This window comes from Nocardiopsis rhodophaea, assembly GCF_039530945.1.
Taxonomy (GTDB): Bacteria; Actinomycetota; Actinomycetes; order Streptosporangiales; family Streptosporangiaceae; genus Nocardiopsis_C; species Nocardiopsis_C rhodophaea.
In genome coordinates, this window is sequence record NZ_BAAAPC010000013.1 from 36011 (window position 1) to 57601 (window position 21591).

Sequence of the window (21591 nt, forward strand, 5' to 3'; positions counted from 1 at the left end):
CGGCCGCAGCAGGCAGTGAAGCCTCCGGCCACCCCACCCGGCGCCCCGCACGCGCCGTTCCACCACCCCCCTGGGACAGCCCTGTCCCGGACGGTTCACTCCGTATAGGAGGCCCATCATGGTTTACATCGCCGAATTCGTCGGCACAGCGATCCTCACACTGCTCGGCTGCGGTGTGGTCGCCGGCGTCCTCCTCGCCAAGTCGAAGGCGCACGCAGGCGGCTGGATCGTCATCACCTTCGGCTGGGGTATGGCCGTGGCGATGGCCGTCTACACCGTTGGGCAGTACAGCGGCGCACACATCAATCCGGCCGTGACCATCGGACTTGCCTCGATCGGTGATCTTGACTTGAAGCTAGTGCCGGGCTACATCGCGGCTCAGCTCGCGGGCGGCTTCTTCGGCGCCGTGCTGGTCTACCTGGCCTACATCAACCACTGGAAGGTGACCGACGACGCGGGTGCCAAGCTCGGCGTCTTCAGCACCGCCCCGGAAGTCCGCAACATCCCGGCCAACTTCGGCACCGAGGTCATCGGCACGGCCATGCTGGTCTTCGGCGTTCTGGGCATCGGCTCCAACGTCAACCCGGTCGGCAAGGAGACCGACCTGGCCCTCCTGTTCAGCAGCGGTATCGCTCCGCTTCTGGTCGGTCTGCTGGTCTTCGCCATCGGTCTCTCCCTCGGCGGGCCGACGGGCTACGCCATCAACCCGGCCCGTGACCTGGGCCCGCGCATCGCCCACGCCCTCCTGCCCATCCCGGGCAAGGGCGGCTCCGACTGGTCCTACGCGTGGGTCCCGGTCGTCGCCCCGATCGTCGGCGGTGTCATCGGCGCCCAGGCTTTCACCCTCCTGGGCTTCGGGGGCTAGCTACCGATCTCGTCTCGACCGCAAAGGGCGCGAACCCGAGGGGAGTTCGCGCCCTTTGTGTTTCCACGACACGTCGCTGTCTCCCTCGTGTCTTCTTCGTTCACGGGGCTCACGCGATGTTCCGGGCACCGTCGCGCAGGTCATAGGCCAGCTAAGAACCACACATACTGGTGGCTGACCCACCCGCTGTCGCCCCGCTCGGTGGCGAACGGGACTGTCAACGGAACGGCCGTGTCCTGGTTGCGGTGGCAACGGCACGGCGCAGGAGCGGATCCAGGTTGAGCGCGTGGCGGGGACCCCCTCAACCTGCCAACCGTGGGACTCGGCATCTGGAGCGAGGCCGGAGCGGATCACTTGTCTGTGATCTCGGTGTGGCTGCTTCACCTGAGACCTGTGCGGCCGCGATGCTCGTCCCATGGCTTCGAGTTCGGCATCGGGCGCTCCGGCGCGGTGGGTGCGATGGGTGCTGATGATCCTCGCCGTGCTGCTTGCCGTGGTGGCGGCAGTGGCGGTGTTCCTCGTGGCGCGTCCTGTCGGGTACGGCAACCCGGGAACTTCACTCGCGATGTTCTTCCTGGCGTATCCGCTGCACCTGCTGGGTGTCACGCTGCTGGCCCTGGTGCTGGGGCTGCTCGCCTGGCGGCACCGCTCCCGCGTTCCGATGGCACTGTGTGCTGTCGCGCTGGTGCTCAGCCTCATCGCGGCGCTGTGGCCGAGCACCGACATGTGGCGGTACGCCCGGCAAGCCAACGTGCCGCTCTCCCTGGGGACCTATGCTGCCAACGCCTTCCGCGCAAATCTCGGCGAGCCGCAGCCCGACCGTACCCGCACCTACGGCACAGCCTCTGACGGGACAGAACTGAAGCTGGACGTCTGGCAGGCGGAGAACGCCCCGGACAACCATCCGGCGGTGGTCATGGTGCATGGCGGTGCGTGGGTCAAGGGGACGCGCGGCATGGCACCCGACTGGAACCGGTGGCTGAACGAGCGGGGCTACGACGTTTTCGACGTCGGCTACCGGCTCGCCCCGCCCATGCGAGGGAAGCAGGAGGTCGGGGATGTCAAGTGCGCCCTTGGCTGGGTCGCCTCACACGCCGCGGAGTACGGAATCGACCCGCAGCGCATCAGCATGATGGGGCAGTCCGCGGGCGGGAACCTGGCCCTACTCGCCGCCTACTCCACCGGCGACTACCGGCTCCCCGCCTCCTGCGATGTGCCCGACGTGCCCGTCGCCTCGGTGGTCAACATGTACGGTCCCACAGAGCTCGCACGCGGCTACCGCACCACCGGCAGCGGAGAATCGGTGCGCGAAGCCATGCGGAAATACCTCGGAGGCTCCCCCGACGAACGCCCCGACCTCTACCGGCTGCTGTCGCCCCTGTACTACGTCGATGAGGAGGCGCCGCCCACGCTCACACTGCTGGGTCGGCGCGACCGCCTTGTCCCCGTTGATCAGGCGAAGTTACTGGGCGCGGCCCTGGACGACGCCGGGGTGCGCCACGAGACCTGGCTGCTGCCCGGCACCGACCACGGGTTCGACAGCAACTGGGGCGGCCTCGCCACCCAGTTCGCCCGCGACAGGATCGCCGACTTCCTGCCTCCGGCACGCGGCTGACCCGGCACTGCGCCGGACCCGACAACGCGGGGGTGGGCCGCGTTGCGCGTTGCGGGAACCGAGCCCGTCCGGCGCGAGGCGGTGCGGCTTCACACAGGAGCGGCTCCGACTCCACCTGGTGAAGGCGGCGGCGCGCGGTCAAACTGGACGGGCCGAACACCGGAAGCGGATAAGCCCCGGTGCCACGAAGATTATCGCGGCCGGGACCTCGCGGTCTCCGTATCCACGCAGGCCCACGCCCCGCTTCACCGGGGCGTGCTGCCCGGGCAGGGTCTGGGTCGCTGTTACCCCCGTGCCGACCATGTCGTCCACACCGGCTCCAGAAGGCGGTCCGCCTCGTAGGCGCGGTGGGTGACCGCGCGGTAGAGCGCGCCGGGGCCTGCGAGGTCGAGGCGCGCCGGGGCGGGGGCGCCGGAGGGGATGCGGCCAAGGAGGGCGACCTGGCCCAAGACGCGGGCGTCGCCGAGGATGCCGGGGAGTTCGCGCACTCCTGGGTCGCGGAGGTCGAGGTCTTCCACCAGCAGATCCTGCCCGTCGTGGGTCACGTGGGTGCGGGACCGCAGGGCGCCGCCCTGTTCGTGCGTGCGGCCCAGCACGAGGGTTTCGCGCCACAGGAGTTCGGCCCCCGCGGCGAGGTCGGCGCGGACCTCGCGGTGCACGTCGGCGCCGTCGGAGAGGACGAAGGGCTGTTCGTGCCAGTGCAGGACGGCGCCCTCCCCCAGGGTCACCTCGGCGCGCCAGGACGCCGTGCCGCCGCGCATGTTGTAGGCGAGGGTGCCGTTGGGATCGACCAGGTCGACCCGGGCGCCGGGGCCGGCCTCGACCCGCAGGACGAAGTCGTCCCCGGCGCACAGCGACGCGCGGATCCCGGCGAGGGCGATCCTTACCCCCGGCCCGCGCGATGCCATGGGACGCGGGGAGACGAAGGTGCCCGCTTCCAGGACCCGCGCCCGGGACCGGCCGTCCTCGACCTCCACGACGATGCGGGCCGGGTGGTGGACCGACACGTGGTCGCGCGCCGCGTCGCGGGTCTTGGAGTTCATGCGTGTGCGTGCTCCGACGTTTGTCCGTGGCCATGACCGTGATCGTCGTCGGGACCGTGGCTATGCGGGGCCATGGGGCCGGGGTCCTGCGGGATGTGCTCGCCCGAGCGGTGGGCGCGCAGGACGGTGCGGACCCAGTCGCACAGGGCGGCGACCGAGGCCGGGTCGTGCTGGGAGAGGCTCAGCACGGCGCGGCCGCCGCGGGCCGCGGCGGCGTCGGCGACCATCCGCTCGGCGTCGACGTTGACGTACGACGCCAGGTCGACCTTGTTGACCACGAGCAGGTCGGCGCGGCCGATGCCGGGGCCGCCCTTGCGCGCCACGTCGCCGCCGCCCGCGACATCGAGGCAGAAGATCTGCGCGTCGATGAGGGCCGGGCTGAACGTGGCGGTGAGGTTGTCGCCGCCGCTCTCGACCAGGACGAGATCGAGCGGGGCGAACTCCTCCTCCAGGTCCTCCACGGCGTCGAGGTTGGCGGTGATGTCGTCGCGGATGGCGGTGTGCGGGCACGCCCCCGTCTCGACGGCGTGGATGCGCTCGGTGGGCAGGACCCCGGCCGAGCGGAGGAAGCGGGCGTCCTCGTCGGTGTAGATGTCGTTGGTGACGACGGCCATCGACAGCTCACCGGACAGCTCCCGGCACAGGGTGGCGATCAGTGAGCTCTTGCCGGTGCCGACGGGTCCGGCGACGCCGAGGCGCAGGGTGCGGCGCGGCTCGCTCTCCGGCGCGGTGCTCTGGTCAGGCATGGAAAAGTCTCCTTGTCGAATGTGCGTGTGCTCCGGCCCACTGGTCGATCAGTGGGGCGGAGCAGGCGGGCAGCCGGTCCGGACCGGTGACCGCCAATGCGGCGGCGACGCCTTCTTCGAGGGCGTCGTGGACGTCGAGGACCCACTCGACGGCCGTGGCCGGGTCGCCGGGCAGGAGCTTGAGCGCGGCCGCGGTGACGGTCTGCGCGTCCTCGTACAGGACGGCACGCGCGACCTGCTCCTCGCTCATGTCCAGTGCGGCGCCCAGTGCCCCGAGGACCACCGGTCGCAACGGGCGCAGCCCCGGCGTGGGGGCGGAGGCGGTGGGCAGGGCGAGGACAGCGGGGTGATCGCCGCGCAGGCGGCGCGCCAGGCGGGCGAGGCCGCGTCCGAGTGAGGCCGAGGCCTCGCGCAGCGGGGCGCTGGGCGTGCGCGCGGCGAGCGCGGCCTGGATCGGGCCGTAGTCGATTCCGGTGGCGGGGCCGCGGCCTCCGCCATCGGGCCGGGTGGCGTCCGCTGCCCCGATGCGGCGACCGTCCGCGGCGGCGGCCCCACGGTCGCTCCCGTCCTCAGGACCGGACGCGCGCCCGCTGCCGGTACCGTCCACGCCATCATCGGCATCGCCGTCCAGGGCCGCCTGGGCCACGCGCAGGACCAGGACGGCCGCGGCCGCCTCGGTGCGGGCGACCGTGCGCAGCCGCGCCTCGATGTAGGCGGGGACGCTTTTCGGCTCCAGCCCCGCCGCGACCGCGCCCTCCAGGGTGGCCGAGTGGGCGTGCCCGCCGGTGGGCAGCCGCGCGTCGGCCAGCAGCAGCGCTCCCAGCGCTCCCATGCCGGTCCCCGCGGCCGTCCCGGCGGCCGTGCCCGGTTCCCCTGTGCCCCGTTGGGCCATGGTCATGCGATTCCCTGTCAGAAGAGGCTGTACCGCTGGGCCAGCGGCACCTCGGTCGCGGGCGTGGCGGCGGCCGGCTCGCCGTCGATGGTGACGACGAAGGTCTCCGCGTCGACCTCGACCCGCGGCAGGGCGGTGTTGTTCGGCAGGTCGGTCTTGCGCACATCGCGCGTGGGCCGGACGCCGACCAGGCGGCGGCGCAGGCCGAGGCGCTCGGCCAGGCCGTCGTCGAGCGCCGCCGGGGAGACGAAGCTGACCGACAGGTCGGCCGCCGCTCCGTTGACGAGCCCGCGCCGGAGCAGCACCGGCTGGTTGGTGGGGATCGACGCGTTGGGGTCGCCCTGCGGCGCGTAGATCGCCCCGCCGCCCTTGACCACGATCGCGGGCCGGACGCCGAAGAACGCCGGGTCCCACAGCACCAGGTCGGCCATTTTGCCGGGCTCCACCGACCCGACCTCGTGGTCGATGCCATGGGCCACCGCCGGGCAGATCGTGTACTTGGCGACGTACCGCCGCGCGCGCTCGTTGTCGGCGGGCAGCGCGGAGTCGGTGCCGCGCTGCGTTTTCATCACGTGCGCCATCTGCCAGGTACGGCAGATGACCTCGCCGATGCGGCCCATGGCCAGGGCGTCGGATCCGATGATCGACAGCGCGCCGATGTCGTGCAGGAAGCCCTCGGCCGCCATCGTGGTCTCCCGGATCCGGGAGTCGGCGAACTGCAGGTCGGCCTCGACGGCGGGGTTGAGGTGGTGGCACACCATCAGCATGTCGAGGTGCTCGGCGTGCGTGTTGACGGTGAACGGCAGCGTCGGGTTGGTCGAGGCCGGAAGCACGTTGGGCCGCGCGGCGACGGTGATGATGTCGGGGGCGTGCCCGCCCCCGGCGCCCTCGGTGTGGAAGGTGTGGATGCTGCGGTCACCGATGGCGTCGATGGTGTGCTGCACGTAGCCGGATTCGTTGAGGCTGTCGGTGTGCACCGCGATCTGCAGGCCCCAGGCGTCGGCTCCCTTGAGGGCGGCGTCGATGGCGGCGGGGGTGCTGCCCCAGTCCTCGTGCACCTTGTACGCTCCGGCGCCGGCGAGCGCCTGCTCGCGGAGGGCCTCGGCGCTGACGGTGTTGCCCTTGCCGAACAGGATGAGGTTGAGCGGCACGTCGTCGAGGGCCCGGTGCACCGTGCTGATGTTCCACGGGCCCGGCGTCACGGTCGTCGCCTTGGATCCCTCGGCCGGTCCGGTCCCGCCGCCGACGATGGTGGTGATGCCGGTGGTGCCGGCCTCGTGCAGCGCGTCGGTGTTGATCAGGTGCACGTGGCTGTCGATGCCACCGGCCGTAAGGATGCGCCCCTCACCGGCGATGACCTCCGTGCTGGGGCCGATCACCAGGTCGGGGTGGACCCCGTCGGTAATGTCGGGGTTCCCGGCTTTGCCGACGGCGGTGATGCGGCCGTCGCGCACGCCCACGTCGGCGCGGACGATCCCCCAGTGGTCCAGGATGACGGCGTTGGTGATGACGAGGTCGAGCGCGCCCCCCGAGCGGGGCACGGTGGACTGCAGCATCGACTCCCGGATGGACTTGCCTCCGCCGAAGACGGCCTCGTCACCGCCGAAGCAGTGGTCGTGCTCGACTTCGATCCAGAGGTCGGTGTCGCCGAGCCGCACCTGGTCGCCGACGGTGGGACCGAACCGGTGCGCGTACTCGTCGCGGTCGATGCGGCTCAACGGGTCTCCTTCCCCTCCTTCGCGGGGGCGCCCGTGGCGATCTCCGCTTCGGTCTTGTCGCGCTGGATTCCGGGGACGCGCCCGGTGCCGCCGAACGGGACGATCGCGACCTCCTTCGCGTCGCCGGGCAGGAACCGGATGGATCCCCCGGCGGGAATGTCGAGGTGGTGGCCGCGGGCGGCGGCGCGGTCCAGTTCCAGGGCCGGATTGGCGTCCGGCAGGTGCAGGTGCGAACCCACCTGGATCGGCCGGTCCCCGGTGTTGGTCACGATGATGCTGCGGGCGCGTTTGCCCGCGTTGAGCTCCAGTTCACCGCCTGGGGTGCGGATCTGGCCGGGGGTCACTGGATCGGCTCCGTGATCGAGACCATCTTCCGGCCGTCCGGGAAGGTCGCCTCCACCTGGACGCTGTCGATCATCTCGGCCACCCCCTCCATGACGTCGGAGCGGTGGAGCACCTTGCGCCCGTCGACCATGAGGCTCTCCACGGTCGACCCCTCGCGTGCGCGCTCGATCACCCAGCACGAGAGCAGGGCGGTGGCTTCGGGGTAATTGAGCTTGATACCGCGGTCCAGGCGGTCACGCGCGACCATTCCGGCCACGCTCAGCAATAACTTCTCCGTGTCGGACGGAGTCAAATACATGTGTCGCCTCCTCCAGCGCGATACGACCGCACCGTGAGCACATGGTCTCCGACGCCAGAAAAGCACCGTTTCCCACGTGTTAAGGCAAGATTAAACCTGTTTGTCGTACTCACTCCACTGGGGTGGCAGCGGTGCGGGGTAAGTGACGTGACCACGAAAAACAGTGATGGCGGCCCCGTTCCCGGGGCCGCCATCACTGGTCAGGAATTGATGAGTCTCGCCGACCGACTCGGATCACAGGCCGAGCAGCGGCTCCAACCCCACGGTGAGCTGTTCGGGCAGGTCGGCCACGGACCGCACGCCCAGCAGCACGCCCGGCATGAACGACTCGCGGTTCATCGAGTCGTGCCGGATCTTCAGCGTCTCGCCGTGCGTGCCGAAGACGACCTCCTGGTGAGCGATCATGCCCTGGATACGCAGCGCGTGCACCCGCACCCCGCCCACCTCGGCGCCGCGCGCGCCGTCGATCTCGGAGGTGGTGGCGTCCGGCATCGGATCGGAGCCGGCGTTAGCGCGCGCCTGGGAGATCAGCTCGGCCGTGCGGTAGGCGGTGCCGCTCGGAGCGTCCGCCTTCTTCGGGTGGTGCAGCTCGATGATCTCCGTCGAGTCGAAGTACGGCGCCGCCTTCGCCGCGAAGTTCATCATCAGCACGGCCGCGATCCCGAAGTTGGGCGCGATGAGCACGTTCACACCCGGGTGCCGGGCCAGGATGTCGCGCAGCTCGGCCGTCCTCGCCTCGTCGAACCCGCTGGTGCCGACCACGGCGTGGATGCCGTTGGCGGCGAGCCAGCGCAAATTGTCCATGACGGCGTCGGGATGGGTGAAGTCCACGACGACGTCGGCGCCGCGCACCTTCTCCCGCTCATCCGCCCTATCGGTACCGGCCACTAGTTCGGTGTCCGCGGCCCCCTGGACCGCCTTGATGACTTCGGACCCCATGCGCCCGTGGGCGCCGAACACTCCTACCTTGATCACAGAGTCGAGCGTACCGGAGCCGCCCGAGTGGCTGACGTGGGATCATGGGTTCCAGGGGGATCGGTCAGCGCGCTGGCGGGAGGCGAGACGCGATGGATAGCACGGGGGACGCGCCGGATCAGGGATACGGGAAGGCGAACGGGTCCGACCGGCCCAATGGGGGCGAAGGGTCCGACCGCCCCGATCACCCGGGGCACCGGGAACCGCACCACGCGAGTATGAACGCCCGCCTCAACTGGCTGCGGGCCGGGGTGCTGGGGGCGAACGACGGCATCGTCTCCACGGCGTCCCTGGTCGTGGGGGTCGCCGGTGCGACAGCGAACAGCACGGCCATCCTCATCGCGGGCGTCGCCGGGATGTTCGCCGGTGCCCTTTCCATGGCGGCCGGTGAGTACGTGTCGGTGAGCACCCAGCGCGACACCGAGGTCGCGGCGCTGTCGCGGGAGCGCCGCGAGCTCGCCGAGGAGCCCGACGAGGAACTCGACGAACTGACCTGCATGTACCAGGACCGCGGCCTGAGCCCCGGCCTCGCCCGGAAGGTGGCCGTCGAGCTCACCGCCCGCGACGCGCTGCGGGCGCACGCGGAGGTGGAGCTGCGCCTCGACTCCGGTGAACTGACCAACCCGTGGGTGGCCGCGTTGGCCAGCTTCCTGGCCTTCACCGTGGGCGCGCTGATCCCGCTGCTCTTCATCACGCTGAGCCCCGCGGACTGGCGCGTCCCCGCCACCTTCGTGGCGGTCGCCTGCGCGACCGCCGCCACCGGCGCGATCAGCGCCCGCCTCGGCCATGCCCCCGCCGGACGCGCCGCCGTGCGCTCCGTGCTCGGCGGCGCGGTCGCCATGGCCGTGACCTTCGGGATCGGCTCGCTGGTCGGCACCACGACCGGGGTGTGACCCCTCTTCCGTTCCGAGGGGCCACCCTCCTCCCGACGCGGAATTCACCCGGCCGTCAAACCGTCCAGCGTCCGCGCACCTCCGCCAGTGCCGACCGGTACTCGGTGTAGGCGTTCTGGTAGAACTCCGCCTCCCGCGGGCGGAGGGCCACCGTGGTGGCCGCCTCCAGCCAGCGCTCCTCGTCGACGGGGTCCCCCAGGGCACGCGCCGCGGCCATCACCGCTCCGCGCGTCCCCACCCCCGGCTCGTGGGGGATGGTGATCGGACGCCCCAGGACGTCGGCGAAGATCCGCGTCCACTCCGGCGAGCGCATCCCGCCCCCGCATGCGTACAGGGCACCGTCGAGACCCGCCTCCTCCAGGCAGTGCCGGGCGGCGTACGCCACCGACTCGCACAGTGCCCGTACCACGTCCGCGCGGCCGCTCGTCAGGCTCAGCCCGGTGAAGCGGCCGCGCGCCGCCGCGTCCACGAACGGCGCCCGCTCCCCCGACTCCGCGAGGAACGGCAGGGCCCGCACCCCGCCCGCGCCGGGCCCCGACACCGCGAGCATCGCGTCGGTGTCCTCCACCCGCGCCCCGAGCAGCTTGCAGGCCCACTCCAGGCCCGCGGTGCCCACCATCGCCGCCATCGCCCGCAGGTACTCGTCGCGGCGCGGGGTTGCCAGTATCATCCCGGCCGGTTCGCCCTCGCGGTCGAAGTCGGGCCCCTGGCGCAGCACCTCGCAGCCCAGGGTGGTGCCGACGATGAGCACACCGTCACCCGGGCGGCGCACGCCCGCCCCGATCGCGCAGGCCGGCATGTCGAACGGACCCGCCGTGACCGGAAGCCCCTTGGGCAGGCCCAGCAGGCGCGCGCCCTCGGCGTCCAGGCGGAGCACTGTCCCCGGGGCCGCCGGTTCGGCCAGCAGGCCGCGGCGGTGGGACAGCCCGCACGCCTCGATGGCGGCCGCGTCGTACCGGCGCGTTCGGGGGTTGAGGAAGGGCAGCGAGGCGTCGGAGACGTCCACCGCGACCGTTCCGGTGAGCCGCTGGGCGACCGCGTCGACGCAGTACCCCGCCACGGCGGCGCGGTCCAGTGCCTCGGGTTCCTCGGCATCCACATGGGCGAGCAGTGCCGCCGCGCAGCCCGGGAAGAGGCCGGAGCCGGTGCGGCGGAAGACCTCCTCGGCCACGCCGCCACTCTGCCACTTGGCGACCAGAGAGGCGGCCCGGCCATCGAGCCAGGAGATGGCGGGCCGCACCGGCCGCCCGTGCTCGTCGCGCAGCCACAGGCCGTCGCCCTGGCCGGTCAGCGCGAGGGCGGTGACCGGGGCGTCCACCCCGGCGGCGACCTCGCGGACGACCCGGGCGACCGTTCCCAGGACCTCCTCAAGGTCCTGCTCGACGCGCCCGCCGGACAGGTTGCGCAGCTCTGTGGCTGCGCCCGCGTTGGCGATCGCCGCGCCGTCGCGGTCGAACACGACCGCCTTGGTCAGCGACGTCCCGATGTCCACACCGATGATCACGGCGGTTACCGGTCGAGAACGGCGGGGTTGGCGAGGAAGGCCAACGCTTCGCCCCGGTGGTACCGCCCCACGTCGGCGGCGACGATACGGGCGGCACGCTCGGCCGTCTGGCGGCTGGCCCCCGCCAGGTGCGGGGTGGCGATGACGTTGGGCGCCTCGCGCAGCGCCCAGTCGGCGGGGGGAGGTTCGACGTCGTAGACGTCGAGGGCGAGGGCGCCGAGGCGTCCGGACCGCAGCGCCTCGGGCAGGGGCGCGTAGTCCATCAGCCCGCCCCGCGCGGTGTTGACGAGGACGGCGCCCTCCGGCATCAGCGCCAGGCGTTCGGCGTCGATGAGGTGGCGCGTCCCCTCGGTAAGCCGGGCGTGCAGGCTCACCACAGCGCTGCGCCGCAGCAGGTCCTCCAGTTCCACGGGCTCCGCGCCGTCGTCGGTAATCCGCGCGGGGTCGGCGAAGGGGTCGGAGACCAGGACCCGGGCGCCGAACGCGACGAGGACGCGGGCGACGCGGGAGCCGATCGCGCCGTAGCCCACCAGCCCGACGGTCGTGCCTTCGAGTTCGACGCCCGCGTTGGCGTAGGCGTAGTAGTCGCCGCGCCAGGTCCCGGCCAGCAGCTCGGCGGAGGAGGTGGAGATGCGCCGCATGGCCGCGAGGATCATTCCGACGGCGAACTCGGCCGCCGCGGCGGCGTTGCGTCCGGGGGCGTAAGTGACGGCGACCCCGGCGGCGGTCGCGGCGTCCAGGTCGACGTTGACCGGGCCGCCCCGGCACACCGCGACCAGGCGCAGGTGGGGCGCGGCGGCGAACACCTTCTCGGTGAAGGGGGCCATCTGGGTGACGGCGGCCTCGGCGTCCGCGATCGCCTCGATCATCAGCTCTTCGGTGCCGCTGGCCTCCCGCACGTTGCCGACCGGGCCGAAGGGCTCGATCGGCCAGGGCAGGACCAGCTCGGTGAACTCGGGGTCGCCCGGCCCGGCGGGCACCGTACCCAGTTCCTGTCGGACCGCGCCGGTGAGAAGCCCGGTCCCGACGAATTCATCTCCCGCGGCCAGAATGCGCACGGTCATCCCTCTCTTGCTGTGAACGGTACTCAGGCGCGGCCGACGCCGGCCGCGCGGCCCTCGCGGGCGCGGTCGTCCTCACCACCGGTGGCGTGGGGGTGGGGGGTGCGGTGGGTGGTTTCGTAGGCGGTGATGCAGGCGACCTTCGCGGCGCTGGGCGACGTCGCGTCGAAGGTGAAGCCGAGCCACTCGGTCAGGATCTTCTCCGCCGCCTCGGGGCCGATGACGCGCGCCCCGAAGGTGATGATCTGGCAGTTGTTGGACGTGATCGAGCGTTCGGCGGAGTAGGAGTCGTGGGCGACCGTCGCGCGGATGCCCGGGACCTTGTTGGCGGAGATCGCGACGCCGATACCGGTGCCGCAGACCAGCACACCCCGGTCGGCCCCGCCGCGGGCGATCAGCTCGGCGGCGGCCACGGCCGGGACGGGGTAGGCACTGTCGTCGGAGGCGTCGGCCACGCCGACGTCGGTGACCTCGGCGACGCGGGCGTCGGCGCGCATCAGGTCGCGCAGCCGGTTCTTCAGGTCGACGCCCGCGTTGTCGGCCGCGACGACGACGCGCAGCGCTCCGTTGGGGACGCCGGTTGCCTCGCTCATCAGAATTCCTCCCTAAATGCGCCCGTTACTGGGCGGGGGTGGGATCGGGATTGCGCGGAACGCGGCCGGTGAGGGCGCGCCGCCGCTGGGTGCGCTGCCGCCCGCCCGACGGCCCGCGCGGGCACGCGGTGGGGTGCTCCGGCGGGCGTCCCCGTTCGGCGAGGCCGGACGGTCCGCCCGCGGGTCGTGTGGGGTGTCGGGCCGGTGGCCCAGGCGTACGACCTGGGGCCGGTGCCCCGTGCCGCACCACTCGTGCGGCACGGCGGCCGTCGACGAAGCGGACGGCTCGGCCCGCGAGGGGTGCGCCCCCTGCTGCGGCACGGAGCGACGTCATGCTGTGTGCTCCTTGTCGGGTAGGGCCCGCTGGGCGGCCTCGGCCACCGCGCCGACCACCAGGGCGAACGAGGTCGCCCCTGGGTCGGGGTGGCCCTTGCTCCGGTCGGCCAGACGGGCCGCGCGCCCCCTGGCCGGGGTCAGGTGGGCGGTGGCGCGAGCGGCCCGGACGGCCCGCTCGGCGGCTTCGGCCCAGCAGGCGGCGGCTTCGACGTGACCCGCGAGGGCGTCGGCCCCGTTCGCGCGGGCGCGCAGCCGGGCGCGGAACGGCTCGATCGCGTCGAGCATGGTCTTGTCCCCCGGGCGGGCACCGCCCAGGTCGGCGAAGGCGCGGACGGCGCCGTCGACGGCGTCGGCCAGGGCGGTGGGGGTGATGTCTTCGGCCTCCACCCCGCGCAGGCCAGCGCCGACCTCGGCGAGCAGCACCCCGTACAGGGCGCCGGAGGCGCCCCCAGCGGCGTCGGCGAAGGCGGTTCCGGCCGCGAGCAGCGCTTGGGAGACTCCGTCGCCCGCTTGCTCGGCGTCCCGCGCGGCGGCGACGGCGGCGCGGATGCCGCGCGTCATGCCCAGTCCGTGGTCGCCGTCGGCGGCGACCGCGTCGAGGCGGCCGAGCTCGCCCTCGTTCTCCTCCAGGCGGAGCATGGCGGCGGTCAGCGCGTGGTCGACCGGTCCGGCGACGGGGACCTCCGCGGGCCGCTCCAGACCGGCGTCGACGGTACGTACGGGCTCGACCGGTCCCGGCCGGAAGCTGGTGCCGCTGCGGTAGCCGGGAGTGTCGCAGGGGGCCGCGTAGAGTTCGGCCAGCTCGTCGTCGAGCACCATGACCGACAGCGAGAGCCCGGCCATGTCGAGGGAGGTGACGAACTCGCCGACCTCGGTGTGCACCGGGGTGAGCCCCGCGACCGATAGCCGCTCGTGGATGCGGCCGAAGACGATGAACATCTCCTCGTACGTGGTCCGCCCCAGCCCGTTGACCAGGACGGCGACGCGTCCGCTGGCGGGAAGCTCGGGCAGCAGGCCGTCGACGAGCTCGTCGGCGAGGCGGGCGGGGTCGAGGCGGTCGACGGTGCGCACCCCGGGCTCCCCGTGGATACCCAGCCCCAGTTCCATGGCGTCGTCGGCGACGGTGAACAGGGGGTCACGGGCGCCGGGGAGGGTGCAGCCACCGAAGGCGACGCCGAAGGTGCGGGTGGCGGCGTTGGCCCTGACAGCGGCGGCGTAGACGCCGTCGAGGTCGTCGCCGCGCTCTGCCGCGGCCCCGGCGATCTTGAAGACGAGGAAGTCACCGGCCACGCCGCGCCTGCGCTCGGGCGCCTCGGCCGGGCCGCTGGCGATGTCGTCGGTGACCAGGATGGTGCGGCTGTCGATGCCCTCGGCGGCCAGGCGGCGGGCGGCCAGCCCGAAGTGCAGGACGTCGCCCTGGTAGTTGCCGTAGCCGAAGAGCACCCCGCCGCCGTTGTCGGCCGCGCGGGCGGTGCGGTAGACCTGCTCGGCGCTGGGGCTGGTGAAGACGTCGCCGACGACGGCGCCATCGGCCAGGCCGGGGCCGACCAGCCCGGCGAAGGCCGGGTAGTGGCCGCAACCGCCGCCGATCACCACGGCCACCTTGCCGGGTCGGGGCGGGCGCCGGGCGACCACGCCGTAGGCGTCGGGGACCTTGCGCACGGTACGCCCGTAGGCGGTGGCGAAGCCGTCGAGCCAGTCGCGTTTGAAGGTGGTGGCCGTTGGGAGGACGGTCATCTCCTTGCTCCTTCAGGTTGGCGCTCGCCGCCGAGGTGGGCCAGGAGCAGGGCGCGGGCGTCGTCGTTGCTCGCGGCGATGTCGGTGGCCAGCGCGAGGGCGTCGCATTGGGGCGGATAGGCGGGGTTGGGCAGGGCGACCACGGTCAGTCCCGCCGCCGCGGCGGCGCGGATGCCGTTGCTGGAGTCCTCAACGGCGAGGCATTCGGTGCCGGTGCGGCCAAGTCGGGCGGCGGCCTCCAGGTAGACGTCGGGGCTGGGCTTGCCGCGGGCGACCTCGGCGCTGGAGACGGTGGTGGTGAAGGCCGAGCTGAGGCCGTGGGCGGCCAGCACCGCGTCGATGACCGGGCGCGCGGCCGAGGAGGCCAGAGCGACGGGCACGCGCGCCGCGACGTCGCGGACCATCGCGGCCGCACCGTCGAGCAGCGGTGCCTGCCCTTCGCGCACGGCGGTGATCATCCCGTTGACGACGGCGCGCTCGGCGTCGTCGCCGCGGTCGGGGACCCCGCTGAGCCCGGCCAGGTAGGCGGCCCATTCCGGCGCGCTCTTGCCCTGGCAGGCGGCGGTGTCCTCCGGACTCCAGGTCGCGCCGTGGGCCGCCGCGTAGGCGGACCAGTTCCGCTCCCAGAGGTGTTCGCTTTCGACCAGGACACCGTCCATGTCGAACACGACTGCGGCGAGTGTCATCTATTCAGCCCCTCTCACATTCTCAATGCGAATTTAACACTACAAGGGTTATATGTCACGGCCGAGTTCACACAAATCCGCGCGGCACCGCTCCCTGATGCGCGATCCTGATCCCATGAGCAAGGAGACGCCGAGCGGCGGCAGCACGCGTTCCCGCACCATCCGGCAGCAGCGGATCACCGACTACGTCATCAGCCGGGGTTCGGCATCAGCGGCTGAGCTGGTCGAGCTCACCGGGGTCAGCCTGATGACCGTCCACCGCGATCTCGACGAGCTGGCCCGCCGCGGGCTGCTGCGCAAGTACCGGGGCGGGGTGTCCGCACTGCCCTCCACCGTGTTCGAGAGCAACGAGGAGTACCGCCGGGCCGCCCACGTCGAGGCCAAGGCGGCGATCGCCCGGCGCGCGGCGGAGCTGGTCGAGCCGGGGATGTCGGTCATGCTCGACGACTCCACCACCGCCCTCGAAGTCGCCCGCCTGCTACCCGAGGTCGGGCCGCTCACTGTGGCCACGAACTACCTCGGCGCGATCGACGTGCTCAAACGGGCCGATGAGATCCGGCTGATCTGCATCGGCGGCGACTACTTCGGCACCCACGACTCTTTCAACGGCATGGACTGCATCGAGGCCGTGGAGCGGCTCACCGTGGACATGGTGTTCCTGTCCACCTCGTCCATGACGCCGACGATGACCTTCCACCAGGAGCCGGAGATCGTCATGGTCAAGCGGGCCATGATGGGCGCGGCGCGCACCCGCGTGCTGCTCATGGACTCCAGCAAGATGCCGCGCCCGGCCCTGCACCGACTGGCCCCGCTGTCGGACTACCACCGTCTGATCGTGGACGCCGGAAGCCCTGAGGACCTGGTCGAGGAGGCGCGGCAGCACACCGAGACCGACGTCGCCCCCTGGTGACGGCCTCCCTCACCCCCACCGCGGCCCGCTCGCTGCCCCACCGGAACGCATCCCCACCGCACCGGCCCCGACGGCCGGGTTTCCCGACGGGGCGGGTCAGCGCTTCTCGACCGGCGCGCGGAACACCGGCTCCGGCCGGATCGGGGCGTCGATGGGGTCCGTCGGCACCGTCCACGACAGACGAGTCGCCTCCTCCTCGCTGCCCTGGGGATGGCCGAACGCCGCCGGGTGAACACGGGTGGACTGTGGCGCCGTCCCCGGCCGTCCCCCGCTCGCGCCAACGTCCCGCATCGCGGAAACGCCGCGCCCGGGAGCACCGCCGCCGCACGGTGACCGCCGAAGACGCTCGCACGGCAAAGAAATCACGGAGATCCGATATCGCACATTCGATGCGAATTTAACATCTCTCATGATGTGATTCAGGTCTCACTCTGGAGGGCATATGAACGCAGGCCCACCGACAGCCACCGCCCCCATCGCCGCACCACTCACCCGCCTGCCCGACCGCGTCGGCCTTCCAGCCCCGCTCGCCCTGGGCGGGCCGCTCTGCCTCGGCGTCCGCGAACGCACCGGGGACACGCGCCTGGCCGCGGCGGCGCCGTGGCCCTGCTCAACGTCGGCGCCGGAGCCGCCGCCTTCGTCGGACCGGCCGTTGCCAGCCTGCTGCTCGGCCCTGACGGTCCGGGCGGCGTGGTGGTCACCTTCGCCGTCCTGTATGTCATCGCCGCGGTCATGACCAGGTTCCTGACCGCGCCCGGCGATATCGCCGGGACGGCACCGCCGAGCGACCGCGCCGCGGAGACGGGTGCCGCTCCCGTCTCCGCGGGCGAACCCGGCTAGGGGACAGCCACCAGCAGGGCGAAGTCGCCATCCGGGTCGGTCCACCAGTGGGTGAGGGTGAGACCGGCCCGGGCGAGTTCACCTTCGACGCCCTCGCGGCGGAACTTCGCGGAGATCTCGGTGCGCATCTCCTCTCCCGCGTCGAACCCGACGTCGAGGTCGAGCGCGCCCACGTGAACGTGCTGCGGCCCGGTCGAGCGCAGCCGCATCTCGATCCACTCGGCTTCGGCGTCCCAAACGGCGACGTGCGCGAAGGCGTCCGGGTCGAAGTCGGCGTCCAGCTCCCGGTTGATGACGCGCAGGACGTTGCGGTTGAACTCGGCGGTCACGCCCTGGCTGTCGTCGTAGGCCGCGCGCAGCCGGTCGGGGGCCTTGACGAGGTCGATGCCGAGCAGCAGCGCGTCGCCGTCGGCCAGGCCGCCGCCCAGCTCGGACAGGAAGGACTGGCGTTCGACCGGGGGGAAGTTGCCGATGGTGGAGCCGATCATCGCCACCAGCCGCCGACCTGCCGTCGGCAGCAGGTGCAGGTGGCGCACGAAGTCGGCGACGACCGGGCGGACGTCCACGCCCGGGTACGACGCGGCGATGCCCGCGGCGGCGTCCCTCAGGAAGTCGCCGCTGACGTCGACCGGGACGAACCGGCGCAGCGTCCCGGCCGCGCCGAGCGCGTCCAGCAGCAGCCGGGTCTTGTCCCCGGAGCCCGCGCCGAGCTCCACGAGCGTGTCGGCCCCGGTCGCCGCGGCGATGTCGGCCGCGTACCGCTCCAGGATGACGCGCTCGGTGCGGGTGGGGTAGTACTCCGCCAGCTCGGTGATCCGCTCGAACAGGACACTGCCGCGCTCGTCGTAGAACCACTTCGGCGGCAGGGTCTTGGGGCGTGAGGTCAGGCCGTCGTGGACGTCCTCGCGCAGGGATTTCGCGAGGTCATCGGCGGTCAGGTGGTACTCGATCGGGAGCATGGAGCCCCTTTCGCTCTGTTCAGATCGTCGTGACTTCGACGCCCTCGCGGTCGGCGGTGACCAGCGATCCGTCGGGAACCCGCTGCCAGGCGGGGTCGTCGTCGAAGGGCTCGGAGGCGACGCACACCCCGTCGGGGCCCACCCGGGTGTAGAGGGAGTCCCCGGCGGCGGTCGCGGCGAGGCGGTGCCCGTCGGACACCAGCAGGTTGTAGCGCCCGCCGGAGCACGCGCGGGCCTCCCGCACCACGTCGGCCACGGCCCGGCCCAGGTCCTCCCCCTTGCGCCACAGGCGCATCGCGTGGGCGAACAGCGGGGCGGAGTCGACGGGGGTGCGGACGTCCAGCACACCGGAGGGCGCGGGCGCGGAGAGGCGTTCGGCGAGCGCCTCATCGTCGTCGACGGCGCCGTTGTGGCTGAACAGCCAGGGGTCCCCGCGGCCGGGGTCGCCCCGGAACGGCTGGGCGCAGGACTCGTCGGAGCCGAACCCGGGGGTGGCGTCGCGCACCGCCGCCACCACGCATTCCGACCTGATGACCCGCGCGGCGTCGGCGAACGAGGCATCGGCCCAGATCGGCAGGGACCGCCGGTAGCGCAGCGGCGCGTCGCGCCCGGGGGCATACCACCCCACGCCGAACCCGTCGGCGTTGACGGTGCCGTGCAGCTGCGCGCGGGGCGCGTAGGACTGCCGCTCCAGCGAGAAGGGCGGTGCGTAGAGCAGGTCGTGCAGGGTCGTGGGCACACCGAGGTAGGCCAGGTGGCGGCACATCAGCGGCTCTCCTTCCCGGTGGCCGGGCGGCGTGCGGAGCGCGGCATCACTCCACCTCCGCGTCGCGTGCGCAGCGGAATCCGCTGAAGATCTGGCGGCGGATGGGGTGGTCCCAGTTGCGGAAGGTGCCCCGGACCGCGGTGGGGTGCGTGGCCCACGAGCCGCCGCGCAGCACCTTGTAGTCGCCGCCGAAGAAGACCTCGGAGTACTCGGGGTAGGGGAACGCCCGGAAGCCCGGGTAGGCGGTGAAGTCGGAGCTGGTCCACTCCCACACGTCGCCGAGCATCTGCTGGGCCCCGCACGGCGCGGTCCCGGCCGGGTGCGTTCCGGCGGGGGTGGGGTGCAGCAGGCGCTGGCCGAGGTTGGCGTGGCGGTCGGCGGGCGCGCCGGCGCCCCACGGGAAGCGCAGCGAGGTCCCGGTGGCCGGGTCGTGGCGGGCCGCCTTCTCCCATTCGGCCTCGGTCGGCAGCCGCTTGCCCGCCCAGCGGGCGTGGGCCTCGGCCTCGTAGAAGGACACGTGCTGCACCGGCTCGTCCGGGGGCACCGGCTCGACCCGCCCGAACCGGCGGCGCAGCCACTGTCCGGCGTCCCGCTTCCAGAACGCCGGCGCGCGCTTCCCGGTGCGGGTACGCCAGGCCCAGCCCGCCTCGCTCCACCAGCGGGGGTCGTCGTAGCCGCCGTCGGCGATGAAGTCCATGTGGGCGGCGTTGGTGACGGCCCGCGTGTCGATCCAGAAGGCCGGGAGGTCGACGGTGTGCGCGCCGCGCTCGTTGTCGTAGGCACAAGGGTCGTCGTCGGTCCCCATGGTGAACGGCCCGGCCTCCACCAGCACCTCCGGCGGGCCGGGCGGCACCGCCGGCGCCGGCGGGGGCACCGCGCCGACACCGAGCACCGGCTCGCCGCGGCGGAGCTGGTGGGTGGCGAGCATGGTCTCGTCGTGCTGGTGTTCGTGCTGGATGACCATGTGGTAGACGAATCCTCTGTCGAGGAGCGCCGACCCGGAGTCGAAGGAGACGTGCTCCAGCGAGTCCAGCACCATGCGCCGGACCCGCGCGTTGTACTCCTCGGCCTCGCGCGGCCGCAGGAGGGGCAGGGTGACCCGCTCGGCGCGGGGGTTCTCGAAGGCGTCGTAGAGCACGTCGATGTCGGGGCGCAGCGCCTCCCGTCCGGCCGCGGCGCGCACCAGCCACTGCTCCTCGTAGTTGCCGACGTGGGCGAAGTCCCACACCAGCGGAGACATCAGGGGGGAGTGCTGGGTGAGCAGGTCGTCCTCGTCGAGGACGCCGACGGTCAGCCCCTGGCTGCGGCGCCGCCCACTGTCGAGTTCGGCGGCGATGCGCTCGCGGAGAGCGGACGGGGTGGAAGTGTCGGCGCTCTGCGTGGGGTCGGGGTTCTCGGTCATACCGCTCCTTGGTGGGTGAGCACGTCGTCCGCGGGGCAGCGGCCGCGCTCGACGTAGTGTTCGCGGTAGGCGTCGACGATCGGCACGAGTCGGGCGGCGCCCATGCGGCCCAGGGCCTCGCTCGCCGCCGCGAAGCAGGTGCGGGCGCAGGAGGCCAGATCAGGGTCGGTGAGGGCGTCGCTCGCCGCGATGCGCCAGGTCGTCGGCGCGGTGCCGTGCGGCAGTCGGCCGGTGGCCTCGATCGCGGCGGCGGTCGCCGCCGGGTCGTCGAGCAGGGCGGCGACGACGGCGAGCGGCACCGGCCACCACCGTTCCGGAAGCGCGTCGATCATCCGGAGTTCGAGGTGGCCGCGCGGGCGCACCGGCGGGAACAGTGTGCTCAGGTGGTAGACGAGGTCGTCGTGGGTGGGCCGGCGCGGATGTCCGCTGTCCAGCCACTGGGCGAAGGTGATGCCGGGTGAACTCAGCCAGGGCTGGTCGTCGCGGCGGATGGTCATCAGCTGGGCGTCCAGGGCGTAGCGCGTCCAGGAGTCGACCGGGTCCCCGACGGGGACCGGACGGGTGCGGGAGGCGTCGATTCCCGCCCAGATCGCCCAGCGCGTGGAACGCCAGCCGGTGCGGCGCCCCCGCCAGATGGGCGAGTTGGCGAACGCCCCGACGAGGAGGGGGCCGAGCGCGTGCGCCAGCCGCCAGCGGTGTTCGGCGTCGCCCGGGTCGGCCCCGATGTCCACGCAGACCTGGAGTGAGGCAGTGCTGCACATCATGGTGTGCCCGGCCGCCCCGCCGCCTTGGGCGAAGAAGCGCTCCATGGCCGCATAGCGGGGCAGGGTGAGCTGCTGGGTGGGGGGCCGGCGCGGGTCGAGTCCGAGACCTTCCAGGCGGAGCCCCGCGTCATGCAGGTGCTTGCCGATGTGGGTCAGGTCGGTGGTGAGCGCCGAGTGCGCCGATGCGGGTCCGGGGAGGGGCGGCGAGCTGAGCTCCAGCTGCCCTCCGGGTTCGTAGGTCACGGTGCTGCCGCTGGGCGGCGGCCCCGCCTCGTCAACGAGTTCCGATAGCAGGTTCAGGGATACGGGCTGGTCAGGGCGGTGCGGGTCGGTCACGAGCCATTCGGCTTCGGCCCCCACCCGCCCGGGTGGGCCGGTCTTGAAACAGATGCCGTGTACGTAGTCACGGACGTCGTCCTTGGCGAGGTACGCCATGCTTGCTCCCGGTCTTTCTCCTGATCGCAGACGTACGCACTTCTTGTGCCCGGTTAGTCGACACTCGAACGCACTCCCGGCGATCCGAATCGTCGCGAAGCCGACACTCGCGGGAAACCAGTGCATGCCGTGATTGTGATCTATGTCACACACAGCATGGGTGCGGTAGCGTTCCGCCACCCCGATGCCAGGAGCGGCGTTGTGGATC

General features: G+C 72.5%; 21 protein-coding genes. 5 read left to right on the forward strand and 16 right to left on the reverse strand.

Annotated elements, in window-relative coordinates; all coding sequences use genetic code 11:
• Positions 1 to 118: 118 nt before the first annotated feature.
• Together ABD259_RS15450 and ABD259_RS15455 are read left to right on the forward strand one after the other, a co-directional pair.
• Positions 119 to 865 carry an MIP/aquaporin family protein gene (locus tag ABD259_RS15450; RefSeq protein WP_344104603.1) on the forward strand — a complete coding sequence of 249 codons (747 nt, stop codon included), beginning with the start codon at positions 119 to 121 and terminating at the stop codon, positions 863 to 865.
• 415 nt (positions 866 to 1280) lie between these two features.
• Positions 1281 to 2480, forward strand: coding sequence for an alpha/beta hydrolase fold domain-containing protein (locus ABD259_RS15455; protein WP_344163249.1), 1200 nt, complete (start codon positions 1281 to 1283; stop codon positions 2478 to 2480).
• A gap of 284 nt (positions 2481 to 2764) precedes the next feature.
• Here ABD259_RS15455 and ABD259_RS15460 read toward each other — a convergent pair whose 3' ends face one another.
• The 7 genes from ABD259_RS15460 to dapB all read right to left on the reverse strand — a co-directional run bounded on the left by ABD259_RS15460 (position 2765) and on the right by dapB (position 8497).
• A complete protein-coding gene (locus ABD259_RS15460; protein WP_344163252.1) occupies positions 2765 to 3523 on the reverse strand; it encodes an urease accessory protein UreD in 759 nt (252 codons plus the stop codon).
• A complete protein-coding gene (gene ureG, locus ABD259_RS15465) occupies positions 3520 to 4269 on the reverse strand; it encodes an urease accessory protein UreG (protein WP_344163254.1) in 750 nt (249 codons plus the stop codon). Before ureG ends, ABD259_RS15460 begins: the two co-directional genes overlap by 4 nt.
• Positions 4262 to 5167, reverse strand: a complete 906-nt coding sequence (locus tag ABD259_RS15470) for an urease accessory protein UreF (RefSeq protein WP_344163256.1) — start codon at positions 5165 to 5167, stop codon at positions 4262 to 4264. The genes ureG and ABD259_RS15470 overlap by 8 nt, the downstream gene beginning before the upstream one ends.
• A gap of 11 nt (positions 5168 to 5178) precedes the next feature.
• Positions 5179 to 6879, reverse strand: coding sequence for an urease subunit alpha (locus ABD259_RS15475; RefSeq protein WP_344163260.1), 1701 nt, complete (start codon positions 6877 to 6879; stop codon positions 5179 to 5181).
• The gene (ureB, locus tag ABD259_RS15480; RefSeq protein WP_344104638.1) at positions 6876 to 7223 is read right to left on the reverse strand and encodes an urease subunit beta; all 348 of its coding nucleotides are present in this window, start codon (positions 7221 to 7223) and stop codon (positions 6876 to 6878) included. The genes ABD259_RS15475 and ureB overlap by 4 nt, the downstream gene beginning before the upstream one ends.
• On the reverse strand, positions 7220 to 7522 hold the full coding sequence (locus ABD259_RS15485) for an urease subunit gamma (RefSeq protein ID WP_344104640.1): 303 nt from the start codon (positions 7520 to 7522) through the stop codon (positions 7220 to 7222). Before ABD259_RS15485 ends, ureB begins: the two co-directional genes overlap by 4 nt.
• Positions 7523 to 7756: 234 nt before the next feature.
• Positions 7757 to 8497 carry a 4-hydroxy-tetrahydrodipicolinate reductase gene (dapB, locus tag ABD259_RS15490; protein ID WP_344163263.1) on the reverse strand — a complete coding sequence of 247 codons (741 nt, stop codon included), beginning with the start codon at positions 8495 to 8497 and terminating at the stop codon, positions 7757 to 7759.
• 218 nt (positions 8498 to 8715) lie between these two features.
• Between dapB and ABD259_RS15495 the strand changes: the two genes are divergently transcribed.
• Positions 8716 to 9390, forward strand: coding sequence for a VIT1/CCC1 transporter family protein (locus ABD259_RS15495; protein WP_344104645.1), 675 nt, complete (start codon positions 8716 to 8718; stop codon positions 9388 to 9390).
• Between the two features lie 55 nt (positions 9391 to 9445).
• Here ABD259_RS15495 and ABD259_RS15500 read toward each other — a convergent pair whose 3' ends face one another.
• The 5 genes from ABD259_RS15500 to ABD259_RS15520 form a co-directional block, all read right to left on the reverse strand.
• A complete protein-coding gene (locus ABD259_RS15500) occupies positions 9446 to 10894 on the reverse strand; it encodes an FGGY family carbohydrate kinase (protein ID WP_344104647.1) in 1449 nt (482 codons plus the stop codon).
• Positions 10895 to 10899: 5 nt separating this feature from the next.
• Positions 10900 to 11958 carry a 2-hydroxyacid dehydrogenase gene (locus ABD259_RS15505; protein WP_425573532.1) on the reverse strand — a complete coding sequence of 353 codons (1059 nt, stop codon included), beginning with the start codon at positions 11956 to 11958 and terminating at the stop codon, positions 10900 to 10902.
• A gap of 23 nt (positions 11959 to 11981) precedes the next feature.
• Complete coding sequence (locus ABD259_RS15510; protein ID WP_344104650.1) at positions 11982 to 12548, reverse strand: ribose-5-phosphate isomerase; 567 nt, start codon at positions 12546 to 12548, stop codon at positions 11982 to 11984.
• A 330-nt stretch (positions 12549 to 12878) separates the two neighbouring features.
• A complete protein-coding gene (locus ABD259_RS15515) occupies positions 12879 to 14621 on the reverse strand; it encodes a dihydroxyacetone kinase family protein (RefSeq protein WP_344104652.1) in 1743 nt (580 codons plus the stop codon).
• Positions 14618 to 15307 (reverse strand): HAD family hydrolase, encoded by a 690-nt coding sequence (locus ABD259_RS15520; protein ID WP_344104654.1) that lies wholly within the window; start codon positions 15305 to 15307, stop codon positions 14618 to 14620. The genes ABD259_RS15515 and ABD259_RS15520 overlap by 4 nt, the downstream gene beginning before the upstream one ends.
• Positions 15308 to 15422: 115 nt before the next feature.
• Here ABD259_RS15520 and ABD259_RS15525 point away from each other — a divergent pair, with 115 nt between their 5' ends.
• Positions 15423 to 16217, forward strand: coding sequence for a DeoR/GlpR family DNA-binding transcription regulator (locus ABD259_RS15525; protein ID WP_344104656.1), 795 nt, complete (start codon positions 15423 to 15425; stop codon positions 16215 to 16217).
• A gap of 600 nt (positions 16218 to 16817) precedes the next feature.
• A complete protein-coding gene (locus tag ABD259_RS15530) occupies positions 16818 to 17057 on the forward strand; it encodes a hypothetical protein (protein ID WP_344104658.1) in 240 nt (79 codons plus the stop codon).
• Here the strand turns inward: ABD259_RS15530 and egtD are convergent.
• From egtD to egtA, 4 genes are read right to left on the reverse strand one after another with little or no spacing between them, the layout of a single operon-like run.
• Positions 17054 to 18016 carry an L-histidine N(alpha)-methyltransferase gene (gene egtD, locus ABD259_RS15535; RefSeq protein WP_344163266.1) on the reverse strand — a complete coding sequence of 321 codons (963 nt, stop codon included), beginning with the start codon at positions 18014 to 18016 and terminating at the stop codon, positions 17054 to 17056. The two genes, ABD259_RS15530 and egtD, sit on opposite strands and share 4 nt — an antisense overlap.
• Positions 18017 to 18035: 19 nt before the next feature.
• Positions 18036 to 18782, reverse strand: coding sequence for an ergothioneine biosynthesis protein EgtC (egtC, locus tag ABD259_RS15540; RefSeq protein WP_344104662.1), 747 nt, complete (start codon positions 18780 to 18782; stop codon positions 18036 to 18038).
• A gap of 46 nt (positions 18783 to 18828) precedes the next feature.
• On the reverse strand, positions 18829 to 20184 hold the full coding sequence (gene egtB / locus ABD259_RS15545; RefSeq protein WP_344104664.1) for an ergothioneine biosynthesis protein EgtB: 1356 nt from the start codon (positions 20182 to 20184) through the stop codon (positions 18829 to 18831).
• Positions 20181 to 21383 (reverse strand): ergothioneine biosynthesis glutamate--cysteine ligase EgtA, encoded by a 1203-nt coding sequence (gene egtA, locus ABD259_RS15550; RefSeq protein ID WP_344163269.1) that lies wholly within the window; start codon positions 21381 to 21383, stop codon positions 20181 to 20183. Before egtA ends, egtB begins: the two co-directional genes overlap by 4 nt.
• Between the last annotated feature and the right edge of the window lie 208 nt (positions 21384 to 21591).